The organism is Chloroflexota bacterium (assembly GCA_016219275.1).
GTDB lineage: Bacteria > Chloroflexota > Anaerolineae > UBA4142 > UBA4142 > JACRBM01.
The window spans coordinates 1-16,696 of record JACRBM010000106.1 but is presented as its reverse complement, the minus strand read 5'-3'; the positions used below and the strand labels follow the sequence as shown (position 1 = coordinate 16,696).

Annotated in this window: 11 protein-coding genes; 7 read left to right on the top strand and 4 right to left on the bottom strand. The window is 55.0% G+C overall.

Annotated features, from left to right (window positions below):
* The first annotated feature begins 179 nt into the window (after nucleotides 1-179).
* The 6 genes from recA to HY868_27590 all read left to right on the top strand — a co-directional run bounded on the left by recA (nucleotide 180) and on the right by HY868_27590 (nucleotide 5,457).
* On the top strand, nucleotides 180-1,250 hold the full coding sequence (gene recA, locus HY868_27615; protein ID MBI5305928.1) for a recombinase RecA: 1,071 nt from the start codon (nucleotides 180-182) through the stop codon (nucleotides 1,248-1,250).
* A gap of 151 nt (nucleotides 1,251-1,401) precedes the next feature.
* A complete protein-coding gene (locus HY868_27610; protein MBI5305927.1) occupies nucleotides 1,402-1,545 on the top strand; it encodes a hypothetical protein in 144 nt (47 codons plus the stop codon).
* A 201-nt stretch (nucleotides 1,546-1,746) separates the two neighbouring features.
* Nucleotides 1,747-2,370 carry a RecX family transcriptional regulator gene (locus HY868_27605; protein ID MBI5305926.1) on the top strand — a complete coding sequence of 208 codons (624 nt, stop codon included), beginning with the start codon at nucleotides 1,747-1,749 and terminating at the stop codon, nucleotides 2,368-2,370.
* Nucleotides 2,371-2,458: 88 nt separating this feature from the next.
* The gene (rny, locus tag HY868_27600; protein MBI5305925.1) at nucleotides 2,459-3,997 is read left to right on the top strand and encodes a ribonuclease Y; all 1,539 of its coding nucleotides are present in this window, start codon (nucleotides 2,459-2,461) and stop codon (nucleotides 3,995-3,997) included.
* Between the two features lie 251 nt (nucleotides 3,998-4,248).
* Nucleotides 4,249-4,572, top strand: a complete 324-nt coding sequence (locus tag HY868_27595) for a stage V sporulation protein S (GenBank protein MBI5305924.1) — start codon at nucleotides 4,249-4,251, stop codon at nucleotides 4,570-4,572.
* A 63-nt stretch (nucleotides 4,573-4,635) separates the two neighbouring features.
* Nucleotides 4,636-5,457: a PHP domain-containing protein gene (locus HY868_27590; protein MBI5305923.1), complete on the top strand. Its 822-nt coding sequence runs from the start codon at nucleotides 4,636-4,638 to the stop codon at nucleotides 5,455-5,457.
* 420 nt (nucleotides 5,458-5,877) lie between these two features.
* Here the strand turns inward: HY868_27590 and HY868_27585 are convergent, their stop codons facing one another.
* The 3 genes from HY868_27585 to HY868_27575 form a co-directional block, all read right to left on the bottom strand.
* Nucleotides 5,878-6,261 carry a hypothetical protein gene (locus HY868_27585; protein MBI5305922.1) on the bottom strand — a complete coding sequence of 128 codons (384 nt, stop codon included), beginning with the start codon at nucleotides 6,259-6,261 and terminating at the stop codon, nucleotides 5,878-5,880.
* A gap of 384 nt (nucleotides 6,262-6,645) precedes the next feature.
* The gene (locus HY868_27580) at nucleotides 6,646-7,629 is read right to left on the bottom strand and encodes a PD40 domain-containing protein (protein MBI5305921.1); all 984 of its coding nucleotides are present in this window, start codon (nucleotides 7,627-7,629) and stop codon (nucleotides 6,646-6,648) included.
* Nucleotides 7,630-7,671: 42 nt separating this feature from the next.
* Nucleotides 7,672-14,028 (bottom strand): hypothetical protein, encoded by a 6,357-nt coding sequence (locus tag HY868_27575; GenBank protein MBI5305920.1) that lies wholly within the window; start codon nucleotides 14,026-14,028, stop codon nucleotides 7,672-7,674.
* A gap of 86 nt (nucleotides 14,029-14,114) precedes the next feature.
* Between HY868_27575 and HY868_27570 the strand changes: the two genes are divergently transcribed.
* Complete coding sequence (locus tag HY868_27570; GenBank protein ID MBI5305919.1) at nucleotides 14,115-15,800, top strand: transposase; 1,686 nt, start codon at nucleotides 14,115-14,117, stop codon at nucleotides 15,798-15,800.
* A gap of 207 nt (nucleotides 15,801-16,007) precedes the next feature.
* Here HY868_27570 and HY868_27565 read toward each other — a convergent pair whose 3' ends face one another.
* The gene (locus HY868_27565; protein MBI5305918.1) at nucleotides 16,008-16,583 is read right to left on the bottom strand and encodes a hypothetical protein; all 576 of its coding nucleotides are present in this window, start codon (nucleotides 16,581-16,583) and stop codon (nucleotides 16,008-16,010) included.
* Between the last annotated feature and the right edge of the window lie 113 nt (nucleotides 16,584-16,696).

Below are 16,696 nucleotides of genomic sequence, written 5' to 3'. Positions count from 1 at the left end.
CCGGCGTATTTGCCTTGACACCGAACACTTGTTCTGCTATAATAGCGCCACGTTTTCTAACCCAAATGACGGATCGCGTCCTGTCCGCGGTGGAAAATGGGCTTGCGTTTTGGCATCACTTGTTGTAAACTGTTGCCCACATTCACGGACGAGGGCGCTCAAAAAAAAGGAGCACCAAAATGTCAGACAGCGGCAAAGCAAAATCACTTGAAACGACTCTTGCGACCCTCAAGAAACGTTTTGGCGAAGGGGCAGTGATGAAGCTGGGCGAAACGTCCAGTCTCAAAGTAGACTCGATCCCCACCGGCTCGATTTCGCTCGACCTTGCACTAGGTATCGGCGGCATTCCGCGCGGACGCGTCACCGAAATCTACGGACCAGAAGCATCCGGCAAGACGACGATTTGCCAACATATCATCGCCGAAGCGCAAAAGACCGGCGGTGTGGCGGCGTTCATTGATGTGGAACACGCGCTTGATCCACAATACGCCGCGCGGTGCGGCGTGAATGTGGATGAACTACTCATCTCGCAACCGGACACCGGCGAGCAGGCGCTCGAAATCTGCGAAGCGCTCGTCCGCTCCGGCGCGGTGGACATTGTCGTCGTAGACTCCGTTGCCGCGCTCGTGCCGCGCGCCGAGATCGAAGGCGAGATGGGCGACTCGCACGTCGGTCTGCAAGCGCGCTTGATGAGCCAGGCGCTCCGCAAACTTTCCGGCGCGATCAAAAAGTCGAACACTGCGGTCATCTTTACGAATCAACTCCGCCAAAAAATCGGCATCATGTTCGGCAACCCGGAAACGACGACCGGCGGGATGGCGTTGAAATTCTATTCGTCGGTGCGGCTGGACGTGCGCCCAATTGATCCGATCAAGAGCGGCGAAGATGTCATCGGCAATCGTACGCGCGTGCGCGTCAAGAAAAACAAGGTCGCGCCGCCGTTCCGCAAAGCCGAGTTCGACATCATGCACGGCGTCGGCATTTCGCGCGAAGGCGACTTGCTCGACCTCGGCGTGCTCATGAATCTGATTGACAAGAAAGGCGCGTTCTATTCCTTCGAAGGCACGCGCATGGGACAAGGACGCGAGAACGCACGCGAGTATCTGAAACAAAATTCCGAAGTGGTTTCCAAACTAGACAAACTGATTCGCGAAAAATCCGGCTTGGGCGGGGGCGTCCCCGTTGTGCTGAAAGATGAAGAGCCGGACGATGAGGCAGACGAAGAAGAAACCGAGGAAGACGAAGAATAAACCGATCCGAGATGCGCTCGCCATGCGGCGAGCGCATCACTGTAATGGCGCGGCACGCACAAATGTTCTCGCGCGACGCGCCGGGACTACAGCATCACTGCGATGCGACTGACCCGTCCTCGCGGGTCTGCTTGATTCTAATTACGCGCAAATGAATTTTGAAACCGGCACGGGCACACATAACCGTCGGGTGACGGATGGTCTGGGTTTGTGGGGCGGCGCATTTCTTGCGTCTCCACCGTATTCGTGCATTTCATTTTCACCGGGGCGCGTCGTCGGCGGCGGGCTTGCCTAGTCGGTGAGCCGGGCGCAAGCACGACAACTGAATCATCGGCAAAGTCGCTGGCATTGAGCACGCGCGGGTAAGCGCGCGTCACTAAATCGCTGTGGTCATTCGACCCGGCGATTTTTGTTTAGTCGCAGCGTCTGATCGGCGCGTCGTTCAAACGCGCTAACGCACGATCATCCGACGGTGTGACGATTTGATGGCAGGGCAATGGGACAAATCACGGCGCTTGAGCCGCAAGTCAAACATTCGAATCGGTTCAATCTGTACGTGGACAATGAATTCGCGCTCGGGCTGTCCGTGTTGCTTGCCGCGCCGCTGCGCGTGGGGCAAGAGATCACGCCCGAACAACTCGCCGTGTTGGCGCGCGAGGAGGCGCGCGAAGTCGCGCACGAAAAAGCGTTGCGCTTTTTGGAACCGCGTCCGCGCAGCGTCGCCGAAGTCAAAGAGCATTTGCGGAAAAAGAAAATTCCTGCCGATGTGATTGACGAAACGCTGACGCGCCTGAAAGATGCGCAGTTGCTCGACGACGCCGCGTTCGCGCAATACTGGGTCGAGAATCGCGAAACGTTTCGCCCGCGCGGCGGCAGAGCGTTGCGTTTCGAACTCAAGCGCAAAGGTGTGTCCGCCGCCGCGATCACCGACGCGGTCGGCGAGATTGACGAAACGGAAGGCGCGTATCGCGCGGTCGAGACCCGCGCCCAACGCTGGCGCGCGTTGGAGCGCCGCGAGTTTTTTGAAAAAGTTTCCGCGTTCCTCGTCCGCCGCGGATTCTCGTACGACATTGCCAAGCAAACGGCGAAACGTTTGTGGGACGAGACGCGCGAAGCTTAGATTTTTGATTTCCGATCTTCCGGCGAACAGAGATTCCAATTCGGAAATCGAAAATCCTAAATCCAAAATCGAATATAAAGGTGAAGGTATGAGTAACTGGGATGTATTGTTAGGACTAGTCATGGCGGTCGTCGTAGGCGTGGGCGCGTTCGTCGCGGGGCTGTGGTTTCAGCGCAACATCGCGAACACGCAGATCAAGCAACGCCAAGCCGAAGCGGAAAAACAACTCGCCGAAGCCGAAGCGCATTCGAAAGATATCATCCTCAAAGCGCAAAACGAAGCGCTGAAATCTCGCGAGGAAGCCGAAAGCGAAAACAAGAAAAAGCGGAACGATCTGCAGCGCGAGGACGAACGCTTGCGGCATCGCCGCGAAGCGATTGACCGGCGTCAGGAAATGCAGGAAGCGCGCGAAAAGAAATTGGATCGCAAGGAAAAAGACCTGGATCGTCAGCGCGAATCGCTGCAACAACACGAGGCGAAACAACTCGCCGAACTGCAACGCATCTCCGGCTTGAGCATCGAAGAAGCCAAGGCGATCCTCTTGCAAGAAGTGGAAAAAGACACGCGCAAAGACGCCGCGCGGTTGATCCGCGAAATCGAACAAAACGCGCGCGAGGAAGGTGAACGGCGTGCGCGTGAAATCATCACAACCGCGATCGAACGCGTCGCGTCCGACCAGGTCGCCGAGACGACCGTTGCGCTCGTGCCGCTGCCGAACGACGAAATGAAGGGGCGCATCATCGGTCGCCAGGGGCGCAACATTCGCGCGATTGAAGTCGCGACCGGTGTAGACCTGGTCGTGGACGACACACCCGAAGCGGTCATTCTCTCGTCGCACAACCCGGTGCGCCGCGAAGTCGCGCGCGTCGCGCTGAACAAATTGATTAGCGACGGACGCATCCATCCGGGGCGCATCGAAAAAATCGTCGAGAAAGCCGAAGAAGAAGTCAACCAGGCGATTCTGGAAGCCGGCGAGCAAGCCGCGCTCGAAGCCGGGATCACGGGTTTGCATCCCGAAGTGGTCAAGCTGCTCGGTCAGTTGAAATTCCGCACGTCGTACGGACAGAACGTGTTGTCGCACGCGGTCGAGACCGCGCACTTGGCGGGCATGATGGCGTCGGAATTGAAAGCGGATGTGAGTTTGGCAAAAGCCGGCGCGTTGTTGCACGACATCGGCAAAGCCGTGACGCACGAAGTCGGCGGCGCGCACGCGCTGATCGGCGCGGAGATTGCGCGCAAGCACGGTGTGCCGGAACGCGTGTGCAACATTATCGCGTCGCATCACGGCGAAGAAGAATCCACTTCGCTCGAAGCGGTGCTCGTGCTCGCGGCGGACGCGATCAGCGGCGCGCGACCCGGCGCACGGCGTGAGTCGCTCGAACAATACTTGAAGCGCGTCGAGGCGCTCGAATCTATGGCGAACGCATTTTCCGGTGTGCAGCAGTCCTACGCAATCCAAGCCGGGCGCGAAATTCGTATCATTGTCAAGCCCGAAGATATTGACGACTTGGGCGCGATCAATCTGTGCAAACAAATCGCGCGCAAGGTCGAAGACAATTTGGAGTATCCGGGACAGATCAAAGTGACGGTGGTGCGCGAAACGCGCTCAGTCGAGTACGCCAAGTAATTACGCCATCCATTGCGTCGGCGAAACTCATTGCCCACGCTTGACGCAACCGACGCAATTTGTGGTAAAATAGCACTACGCCGCGACGTGGCGGCGCATAATTGATCCCGACAGTGCGTCTGACCTTTTTCCGTTTCATCGCGTAAATCAACACAGATTGCGCCTCGGCGCGACGAGGGACCGCACGACGTCGCGTGAGCGCGCGAAGACGTATCTTGATCTCCGACATCAAGGCGTCAAAGGAGGGATCCATGGTAGACATGATCAAAGTCTCTGCCAAGTCACGGTCCACGTCCGTGGCAGGGGCGATTGCCGGGGTCATTCGCGAGCACAAGCGCGCGGATGTCCAGGCAATTGGAGCCGGCGCCGTCAATCAAGCGATCAAAGCCATCGCGATTGCGCGCGGCTATCTTGAACGCGATGGTTTGGATATCTGGTGCGTCCCGACTTTCGTCGAAGTGGACGTGAGCGGCGAGGAGCGCACTGCCATCAAGTTCTCGGTCGAGGTGCGCGGCACGTTTACGCCGGTGCTTCCGCCACCCGCGCCTAGTGCGCCGCCTTCTCCCTCGATCTAAAAGGGTAGAGACGCCCGCATTGGGCGTCTCTACCTATTTCATCTTCATCACCGAGGTTCCAGTTTGCGGATTGATCTGCACACTCACTCCAACGCGTCTGACGGCGAACTTACACCGGACGCGTTGGTGCATCTGGCGCGAGATCGTGGGCTGGGTGTGATCGCGTTGACCGATCACGATTCAGTCGCCGGTCTCGACGCCGCCATCACGACCGGCAAGCAAGTCGGCGTCCAAGTCGTTCCCGGCGTCGAACTATCTGCCGATGTCGAAAAAGCCGAAGTGCATGTGCTCGGTTATTTTGTGGATTGGCACAACGCGCGTTTTCTCACGATGCTCGAAAAATTTCGCGATGGGCGGTACGGGCGCGCGGAAAAAATGGTCAAAAAACTGACCGCGCTCGGCGCGCCGATTTCCTTCGCCCGGGTGAAGGACATTGCCGGCGACGCCGCGTTGGGACGACCGCACGTCGCGCAAGCGTTGCTCGAAGCCGGGCGCGTGACGACGATTGCCGAAGCGTTCGACAAATACATCGGGCGCAACGGTCCCGCGTACGTCGAACGATTCAAGTTGACGCCGGAGGATGCCGTTTCGTTAATTCTCGAAGCGGGTGGAGTGCCCGTGCTCGCGCATCCGCGCGATGTGCTGTACTTTGTTCAGCCGCTCGTCAAAGCCGGGTTGCTGGGTTTAGAAGTGCATTACGGAATGTATGACGACGCCACCCGTTCCGAACTGGCGCGACAGGCGCGGCAGTTCGATTTGATCGCGACGGGGGGCAGCGATTTTCACGGCTTGAACAAGATGGGGCACATGAGCGCGCTCGGGGAAGTGGATGTGCCGGCGAACGCAGTAGAAAAGTTGAAGGCAAAAGCCACGAGTTTGCAATAACCAGACCCAAAAGATTTGCGCGTTTGAAAAACGAAATACCCCGATCCAATCGGGGTATTTCATTGTGAGCCGCCAGGGATGTGAACCCTGAACCTAATGACTACCTGTTGCTGGTATTGACCGTTGGACAGGTGCACACAATTTTCGTTGCCGGCATTCCCAGGACACTGTGATGTAGCCGCATAAAAACCTAATCGTACCCGTTCCAGTCCATCTCGTCGCGTCGTCAAACGTGCCATTGACGACCACATTCGCCGCGCTGACTATCGGCGCCGACAGCAGCACGACCACACGACCACGACCGCGAGGATAAAGGCGCGACGCATCATCGCGGCAACCATCCCAACCCTTGACCGATCAACGCCAGTCCGATCAGCCAAGCCATGATTCTAATCGGCGTCCAGAGTCCCATCGAGACCGTCACGCCGAAGACACGGAAGGAAATGCGAACCGAGGTTTTCGTGTGTGCGAAGTTGCCCGTGTGATAATGTGAGCCAGATACACGACGACGAACACCGCAAGTATCACGCCGATCGTCAATTGCACTGGACCCCAGGTCATCAAGTCGCCGAACATATTCGTGGGCAGACCATAGTTCGTGCACGTCTCGTTTGAGGTGATCAAGCTGCTCGACGCTGCCAATCGGGTGATGCCATCCAGCTCGATGACGGGTTCATTCGCGCGAGGAGTCGGCTTGTTGGCGCGCACCAGGTACCTGTTGTTCGCATACACCAAGGTCCCCTGGGACGTTTCGACATAGTTGTCACTGTATGCCGTCTCTTGGTAAATCCACGAGATGAACAACCAGTGCCTGCCCGCGCCAAAAAACCGCGATTAGAAAAAGGACTTGCTGGAATGGCAAGTCCTTTGTGATCAGAGCGAACAACCGACAACCTCGAAATGAAACGGACAAACCCTGGGATGTGCCGTGTCCGTTGCTTTCCGCACTTGTCCGTTGTAATTCCCCGTAGTAGGTGGGCGTGCCGCTCACCGGTTTCTTGACGCGCGCACCGTCGCCGTTGTAAACGTACTGCGTCACCACGCCGCCAACCGTTGTTTGGGTCAGGCGGTTCTCCGCGTTGGATATGAAGGCGATGCTTGAGACACAACAGGGAAGACAACAAATAACAACGAATTTGACGGACAGAATGTTCGCAGATTCATGTAGCCGCCTAATTTACACTTTCATTATGGAAGGAAATCCCGCATTTCCATTCTATAAATAGAGAGTTCGCCAGCTCCCCAGACTCCGCATACAAAAACAATTTCATTTCGTAGCTCTGACCAATGTGGTTGATTACAATTTGCTGGTAATACCATTCGCCTTCCGGTACCGTCGACATTCATAATATATAATCCAGTCGGCAGATTACGGGATGAGCCAACATGTTCCGAGTATGTGAATAGAATTTTTTTACCGTCCGGTGCCCATGTCGGGTAATATGTCGCGTCATCACCACTATCGATTTGTTGTATGCTCCTTTGATTTGTGTTTATCACGAAAAGATGCTGCTCAACTCCGAGAGCAGATGGCGTTCCTGTCCTCAATGTGTTTGCTGCAAAGACGATTTGTGTGCTATCTGGAGACCAATCAAAGTATTGCACCCTCACCACAGGAAGATCGGTTAACTGAACCATGTTTTTCCCGTCTGTACTAATGATATAAAGCTGTGGATTAGCATCAGCTTCGGTCAACCGCGCACAAAATGCAATCCACTTGCCATCCGGCGACCATCTAGGACAATTAGCATAAGCAAAATTCCTAGTAATTGGGGTGACGTTTGATCCGTCCGTATTCATAATATAGATTTGATAGTTTCCACTTCTCCTTGACGCAAAAACAATCTGCTTTCCATCGGGCGACCAATCTGGCCATGCAGCATCTCTCCCCGAAACATTGACAGGAATTAATGATCGTCCATTCGGTTCTATCATAAAAACCGCGTCTTCGGACAAATCTGAGCGATAAAAGATTATTCTACTGCCATCAGGTGACCACCGTGGAACTTCATAATGATATAGACCGCTGAGTACTAAATTCAAATTGCTATAGCGCCACCACAGTGGCAAAACAGGCAATTGCTTGGAAAGAAAGTAGAAAAGCGATAAGCATACAAGGATTCCAAGCACACGCACCGCCATATGCGATTGTTTAGCAAGTTTTAATGTCATCCGATTATTCTCCTCAATCTGTGGCACATTCCCAAGCCAGTTTTATCTCCAAGGGAAAAACCAATATCCCCCGGTGTCTTTTAGCTTCGCGTCTCTCCATTTGTAATAGTCGTTAGCAACCCAATGATCGGGTCTGTACACTCCTCCAGGCCCTACAGTAGCCTTAGTTTCACCATCATATTGCATGCTCCCAGGGCTGACATTCATTTTCAACTCGTTGTAAACTGCATGTTGCACCGAAAAAGCTTCCCGTTCGCGTTCCAAGCTACCGTAAGGAATATCCAATGTTCCTTTGGTATTGTTTTGGACAACATGAACGATCTCATGTATCAACAGATCAAGAGGAATCTCTTGACCTGGCAGAGTAATAGTATTAGCACTTTTTGAAGCGTAATCAATGCTAATCACTTTGGTTTTATCAGCATAGTTGCTGTTGATGTAGATTGTATTCTCTATCGTCACCCCAAACGTATTTGGGAAAATGTCCGCATATCCTCCCCACTGAAAATTAACCTGATGGTTTCTGATGTAATCGACGTAAAATTTTGCAACGGGTGATTTTGATGATGCAAAAGCTAATGCCCTTTCGATTTCGGGAGAATAATAGTAGGAATCGTCTGAAGTAGGAACCTCTGAACCATTTGAATCACCGTGGTCCCGTCGATCAGCTAGAGGCTCATATTCATGCCCCGTTGGATCCGTGTACTTGACGGGGTTGTTCAGCGTGTACGCGTACCGATTCAACGATTGCGGGTTGTACTGATTCGGCACAATCGTGTCAGGTTGCGTGAACCGTCCAATTGCCGCGTCGTAATATCTCGCGCCATAATAGTGTAATCCGGCTTCATTGTCACGTTTCTGACCAGTGTAGGTGTAGTCGGTGGGCACGGTGTTTTCAGTGGTACGTACCTCACCATAGGCATAATACCACTGTTTACTGGTTTGCGCACCACTGGTCGCGCTCGTACTACCCAGATGGTCGCCGTGCAAGTACGTGACACCTGCACTCGTTTGCATCGCGACGCGCTGTGCGCCAAAGTAATAGTATTTGGTCGTCGTGGTGGTCGTCTGCAACGCACCGATTGAATTAGTATTGTCTGTACCTAACCTGCTGTCCTGCGCCGCAATAAATTTGATGCCCTCTATCTCAATCTTGCGCTCGCGCAATGCGCCGCTCAGCGGTTGCGCACTGAAATCGTCAAAGCAATGTTCCCCAACTGTTGTCGGGTTCCACGACCACACCCCGATGTGTCCACCTGTGAAGGTACTGTCCGTCACCGTGATCCGCGTCGTTCCCTCCACCTCCACACTCAGCGTCGTCCCATTCGCACGGAGCGTCACTGTGACCCAATTCCCACGCGTGTATCCCGCGATGGTGTATCTGCCCAACTCTGCCCAGTCGCTGATGCGGAAAAGCACCAGACTGCCGCCATCCTGCATGTCCACCGTGTAGCCGCTGGTCGGCACACCACTCGAATAGTTGCCCAGGCGGATTCCCAGTGCGGTGGTGCCGTTCGTACCATTGTTCTGCAAACGTGCGGTCACGGCAACGTTGGAATAGGTTGCGCCACTATAGGTGGCGATGTTGTCACCGCCCGTGCTGGCATTGCGGAGGGTTTGCGTAACGATGGCGAGATCACCGCTCCGTTCTGTCCAATTCGCCCCCAGGTTTGTCGAGTCGGCGCGGTTAAAGTCGTCGCTGAAACCAGCCAGGGGTGTGGCAGTGGAGGTTGGCGTTGCCGTAGGCGTGTTCACCGCCGTCGGCGTTGCCGTAGGCGTATTCGTCGCGGTCGGTGTGGATGTTGGCGTGTTGGTCGCAGCCGGCGTTGCGGTGGGTGTGAATGTCCGCGTTGGGGTTGCCGTTGCTGTCGGCGTGGCAGTTGGCGTGAACGTCTGCGTTGGAGTTGCCGTTGCTGTCGGCGTGGCAGTTGGCGTGAACGTCTGCGTTGGAGTTGCCGTTGCTGTCGGCGTGGCGGTTGGCGTGAATGTTCGCGTTGGGGTTGCCGTTGCTGTCGGCGTGGCGGTTGGCGTGAATGTCCGCGTTGGGGTTGCCGTTGCTGTCGGCGTGGCGGTTGGCGTGAATGTCCGCGTTGGGGTTGCCGTTGCTGTGGGTGTGCGCGTGGGCGTCGCCGTCGCCGTCGGCGTAGGGGCGGGTGCAGTGCTAACAGTTACCTCATACCAGTTGCCAATGTAGTACGTCGTTATATCGCCAACCGTCCTCTTGACGCGGGTGCCATCGCCATTATACCGATAGGCAGTAAGGATGCTGTTGACGTTTGCGGTAATCAAGCGATTTTCGCCGTCGTAGCCGAATGTGTCATTGCCGCGTGTGGTCATGTTGCCATTATCGTCGTACTGATACTTTTGCACGCCATCCTTGTGTGTAACCGCGTGCGGTCTCTGCGTGGGGTTGCTCGGATTGTAACCATAGGTCGTAGGCGTTATGCCAAAGGTTGTCGTGATGGTGTTGCTAGTAAGGTTACCAATCGGAGTGTAACCCCAGGACTGGGCGTACGGACTCGCGCCGCCGGTCAACGTGGCGGTGAGCAAACGATCCAAATGATCGTAGGTATAGTTGGTCGTCTCGACGCGCACAGTGTCCGAAATTACTCCGACATTACCAACTTTGTCGTATTCATACTTCAAGTTTTGTAGGTTGCCCGATGTTGTCAACTGCTTCAGACGCAGGTTTCCTCCGTAGTAGTCGTACGTTGTTGTCACGTTGTTGTTGAAACCCAGTGTCGTCAGTTGACCGCTCGGGCTATAGTCCGTGCTTCGTACATAGTTGTTAAACGTCGAAGCGTTGTTCCCCATCGTTGACGGCAAGCCCTGGGTGTTGTACGTCGTCGTCACTTGTTCGCCGTCGGGATACGTCATCGCGCGTGCGCGGTTCATTGCATCGTACGTCCATCCCGTTGCGTATGTGGCGGGTGCCCCGGTGATCGTGTTGGTCTGAGTGATCACGCGTCCTTGTTTATCGTACACCCACGAAGTTGTATCTACGTCAGAAACGCTCATGCCCGTGCGACGACCTATGCCGTACGTGCCCGCGTCGTACGTGTAGCTTGCGCCCGAATACGTACCTGGGTCAGCCGGACAAGTTGGGTTATTCACCTGATAATTCTTGCCCTTGAGCCGATTGAGCGCATCGTAGTAGAAACAGGTTGTCTGATTCTTCGCATCGGTCTGCCGCGTCAGGTTGCCAACATCATCGTACCCGTACGACCATTCGCCCAAATCAGGATCCTTCATCCACGTTTTACGTCCAATCCAATCGTACCGCATTTCCGTTTGGTTGTTGAAGTTATCCGTTACAAAGCGAAGGCGGTTCAATGTGTCGTACTGATATGTCGTCGTGTACGTTGCGCCCAGGTTAAACTCATTGACCTGAATCGTCCGACCAAATGCATCGGCTAGCGTCCGCTTTTGATGTCCGTTTGCATCAATGAGTGTTGTCGTCCACTTGCTGTAATTGATCGTTTGGGACGTGGTGTCGGGGTTGATTGTCGTTGTGACGCGCCCGATCGGATCGTACACGCGCACGGTCGCGGGTTTGCCCCAATCCGGTGTTTGATAGGCGCCACCGGCGACGGTCAGGGTGTACGGATTCGACGTGCGCCAGACCTGCCCCGTTGTTGTGTACGCGGTGTTCGCAAAAATCGTGTTGCCATTCAATCCCTGCGATTGCTGTTGAATCACACGTCCCATGCCGTCGAAGAACCACCATGCGGATTGATATGACGGACTAGCGTTTCCGCCAAGGTCGCTCCGGACTTCAACCGTGATCTTCGAGCGCGGACTGCCGAGGTTATAGGTGTACTTTGCGGTCGCGGCATAAACCGGTTGACCCTGTGAATCATGTTCCAACGGGTTACGAATCTCGTGCGTTCGCCCAAAAGTATCGTAGGTGTACGAAGTTTTCGCGCCATTCGGGTCGGTCGTCGTCGCCACTTTGCCAAAGCGATAGTTGTACGTGTTCGTCGTGACGTGTGGTGTCGGCGTCATCGCATTCGCGACCTGGGTCGGGAACATGTTATAGGTCGTCTCGTACGTGATGATGTTTGTACGACCTAACGCGTCGGTTGTGTTCTTGAGATTGCCGTAGGTGTCATACACGTTGGTGGTTTGGGTAATTGTAAAAGTACTGCTTGGATTCACCAGCACGCGCGTCAGATCGTGCGGATAGGTGCTATTGTCGTAATAGTAACTCGTCCTAGAACTGGTTTCACCGATGCTGTTTTGTACCTGTTCTGTTGCGAGGCGGTCCACCATCCAGGTACCGGAGTTCGGGTAGTAGGTTCGAAGAGTACGCCGATACAGCGTATTATCTGAGTTGTACTCGTCTTGTTGATTCAGATTCCCATAACCATCGTACGCGTACGTGGTCTTGGTCGTAACAGGTGTCGTCTGCCCGTCAAACGTTTCGCGAATCGTTTGAGTGAGATAGACAAAATCGGAGCGGTCGCCCAACGCGATTTGGGCAACATTGATCGGAATAGACGCGTACGAGTTCTGCACGCGCGTGTACTTGTTGTTGCTCCCGTCCATCTGCGTCACCGTGAGCACGCGCCCGGCTCGGATGTCGTCCTGCCCGAAATAGTTTTCCACCTTCGCGCCAGTTGGATCTGTCACCGTCACTTTCGAGTGCCCGCGAAGTTGCGAGGCGAGCGGCGCGCGTGGATTTGCTGTGATGCTGGTGTACGGCGGAACGTTCAATGCCTGACCTTCGTTGGTGTAGCCATACGTCGCGTTGCCGCCTTGCCCATCGCCCACCGTTCGGCTGGCGACGCGGTGGTACGTGGGGAAGAGATCGAGCCATGCCAACGGCAGCGCGGCTGTGTTGTTTTCCACATAGATGCGGAATTGCAGGGTACTCGCGGAAGGCGAGGTCTTGAAGATACCGCCACCACCACCGCCCCAATGCCAATCGCTCAAGAGCATCTCCGAAACGCCATCGAAGGCGGTTATCTTGACACGACCCTCGGTATGAATTTCCGTTTGGAAACGATAGTAGGTCGCGGGAATAAAATGAGCCGCGTACACCACGGCATACTGCACGCCCGATGTGGAAATGTACATCGCGCTCAAGCCATCGCCCCACGTGCCCATCTGGACACTCGCGGTACCGACATTCCAATCACTCGAACAACCCAGCCCGTTCGCCGCGGCGCACCCACGAAAATCCCAACTATACGCGCCGCGTATCGCAACCGGCTCGCTGAAATTGATATCGTTGTACGTGAGTGCCACTGTCCCGCCGATACCGTTGTTGACCTGTTCCAACCGGTTACTGTTGTACGTAAACGTGGTCGCCGGTAATGCCAACACGCCGGCATTATCGTACTGCACGATTTGCTTGAGCGTCAGCCGCCCCATCGAATTCGTCGGCTGATGCCACACGCCGGGGAAGGTCGTGTAATCGTAAGTGAACGCATAACGGCGCACCAACTGCATACCGTTATCTGTTGTCTTGATGTCCACATGGTCTAATTTAGATTGTTGGAGTGGCGCGGCGCATTGATTGAGGGGCGGCTGGCGATACCCATAATCGGTTCGGGACAAATAGAATAATTGTACCTCGGTCAGATACGTGCCGGACGTTGCTTTGTTGTATTTGATAAACTCTGGATACAATGCCAGATCATACGCACGCTGGACTCCTGAACCGCTACATACTCCCTGCGCCGTTTCGTGCTTATAGGAGTAGACCACCTCATTGTTGTGTGTATCAATGATCTTCTCCAGCGCCCACTGATAGGTGACGGGAGTGTCAAAAGCCGGGTAGCCATCTGCGGTGCGCGCAATTAAAATCTCCACGCCGCGACTGTTCGCAGAATAACCAAACTGATATTGCGTTCCATCTTCAGTAATAATCGTCCAGCGATCATTCGTCGAGTCGAAATTGACGCGCCAGTACTGCTTATTCCACGTGTGATACAAGGTCGTGTCAGACTGGTCGCGCACGAGTTCGTACCCTGCGCCATTCAAGACGAGCATGAATAGATCGTCTGCCACATCGTAGGTATTGACCGTGTTTCGCCCGATGTAATTTGTCGAGAAGGACCAACCCGCTCCGACGAAAGATGCCTGCGAAGTATCACTCATCATTTCTACGGCGGAACTGGAATAGCTCAGTCCCAATCTGGGCGCAAGCCCATTGCGTCCCGGCGGTAATTCGAGTGGATAACTGTACGAAGACGCGCCTAAAAAGAGATTCGGTTCCGCGCTTTCCCACTTGGGTAAGTATGTCTGAATATCCTTTAGCGAAGTCAAGCCAAAATCGGTAAAGTGAGCGGTCTGCGCGGTGACGGTCTTGTTCTTGGTGTCCACCACACTGGGCAGGGCAATCCACCGTTTGAGTTTCACATCCCAGTAGAGAGTGTTGCAGAATTCTGTCATTTGAGCCAGCGGAAACTTGAAAGTGGTCTCGAAATGTGCAATGATTGTGGTACCACCCAACAACCATATGCACAAAAGAGACCACCATGGCTATTATACCCGATTTTGCGCTGGCTGTTTTTCATCTTTACTTCGACGCCTTACTGCTCTGGTTAAGCGACCAAACTTACCTCATCCTACTCAAGCGCGACCCCGATCATCTGCTCGTCAAACTCGGCGAGTATCTGAACTTCACGCCGCTTGAAGCCGCCTGCGCGATCTATCATCACACGACCGGACCTGGGGCACCACCTGCTCATCCGGTCGCGCGCCTCGTACGCGCCTTACTGGTCAAATATCTCTACGATTGGTCGTTGCGCGACCTCGAGTGGCACATCCGCTTCAACCTCGTCGTCAAATGGTTCGTGGGCTATCCCATCTCCGCCGAAGGGCCCGACCACAGCACCCTCGAACGCTTTGAACTCTGGGTATGCTTCAAACAGCACCGCACCATTTTCGATGAAACCCTGCGCCAAATTGACGTAGCCTTTCCCGACGAACGCCGGCAAGCTCAGGTTGGGGACACCTATGCGTTACGCGCCAACGCCGCCAAAGAACCCTTGGTCCAATTGCTACGCCATACCTGTCAACGCTTGCTGGGGACTCTCCGCAAAATCGATGCCGCACGTGAAGCCGCCGTGCGCGCTCAATTCGACGAAGCCGCGCTCTTCGGCGCGAAAGACGAACGAGACGAGTTTCATCTCACCGCCACTGAACGCGCCGCACGGTTACAGACCACGGTGCGTGCCGCGCTGGACTGCGCGCGCCTCGTGCGCGCTCACCTGGATGACCCCGTGCCCCTGACGACCGAGCAGGGTACCCCCGTCCTCGAATGGCTCACCTATCTCGATAAAATGATCGCCGATGAAGTGGTGGTGGTCTCCACCGAACATCCTGCGACGCCCCAGGTCACCGAACGCCCCGTCGAGCACAAAGGCGCGTATCGCCTCGGGAGTGCTACCGACCCCGAAGCCACCTATCGCGTGCATAGTGGCGATGGCACCAAAACCGATTTCGGCTACAACATTCAAATCGCGGCAACTGAAAACTTTGTCCGTGAAGTTCAAGCCGAGACCGGCGCGCAACCGGATGCCGTTGCCATTCCCAACATCCTGCAAGCCGAAGCCACACACCACGACCTGGTGCCCGAAAAATTGATTTACGATACCGCCGCAGGCAACGGCAAAACACGTGCCCAGGTCAACGCCATCACCAATGGCAAAACCCAACTCGTCGCGCCTCTGCCACCTACCCACGCGTCCACCGGCAAGTATACCCCGGACCAATTCCAATTATCTGAAGATCGACTGACGCTCACGTGTCCCAACGGTCAAACCACCGCCCTGGCGTACGCGTCCGGCAGTGGCGACGGACGCAACTTTCGCTTCCTGGGTCTCCAATGCCGCGATTGTCCCGTCTGGGAAAAATGCCGCACCCATAAACCGGGGTCGAAGCAAATGCGCCAAGTCTTCATCAGCGATTATCGCCGCGAAGTCGAAACAGCGCGACGTTACAATACGACCGACGCCTTCAAACTCGACCTGCGCCAACGCCCGCGCATCGAACGCATCATCGCCGCCTTGGTGCGCTACAACGGCGCGCGGTTCGCGCGCCGGCGCGGCAAGGTCAAATGTGATTTCCAGGCGAAGATGAATGCCGTGGGCTACAATTTAAAAAAATGGATGCGGTTGCGCAAACCCAGGAAACGGAACCTTCAAATGATCAGTCCGTAAAGTTCGCGCGCGTACGCACCACGTGTTCAGGATGAATCACCAGTGAACCGAGCAAAGGAGGGTAATCAATGAAATGCAATTACGAAAAAGGAGTAACCGCGATGACCTGACCTGGGTGTTAGCATGTCCGCCTGAACGGTAAAAACCTTCGAACGTTCCCCCATAGCGGCAAAGTGCCTCCTCAACGCCGCTCAATGCCCCTTGCTCCTAATTCTGCAACACTCTCCAGTATGCCAAGGTCAGAGCCGACTCACTCCACCCATAAATCGTCTTGTCATCATAGCGGACTGTAATCGTTGCCGGTTTCTTAAACTGGCTTGTCTCTTTCGCCAAATTGGCGCGTTCGAACGCGCGCAGGGTGAACCGATTCACCACGCGTTGATTCACCGTGTTTGGAATTGACGCCAAATCCGCGGCTGCGCGCGAAAAACGAACGCGGTGCGCGGCGGCAAACGCGCCCGCCGGGAATTTCACAACGAGCGCACCCTTTTCAACGCTGAATTCGCCGTCTTTGGTCTCGTCAATATCGGTCTCGGCTTGAAGCGCAAGCGTGATACTTTTCGTCGCGGTGATCGTAGGGGTGCGCGTGACCGTCGCGGTTGCGGTGATCGTCTGTGTTCCCGTGATCGTCGCCGTCCCGGTGACGGTGGCGGTACGTGTAAGCGTCGCCGTTCCAGTGATGGTTGCCGTGCCGGTGATGGTGGCGGTACGGGTAAGTGTTGGTGTTCCCGTGATTGTTGCCGTGCTGGTAGTAGTAGGGTGGGCTGATGAACGAAGGTTCAAAGCAGCCAGTTTCTGACTCTTGAAACATACCGTTTTTGTTCCGCTTGGAAGCGTCGGAGTGCTACTTGCATTTTAACAATTTTCCGTTATGCTTGGTTTATCCTATGCGAGGT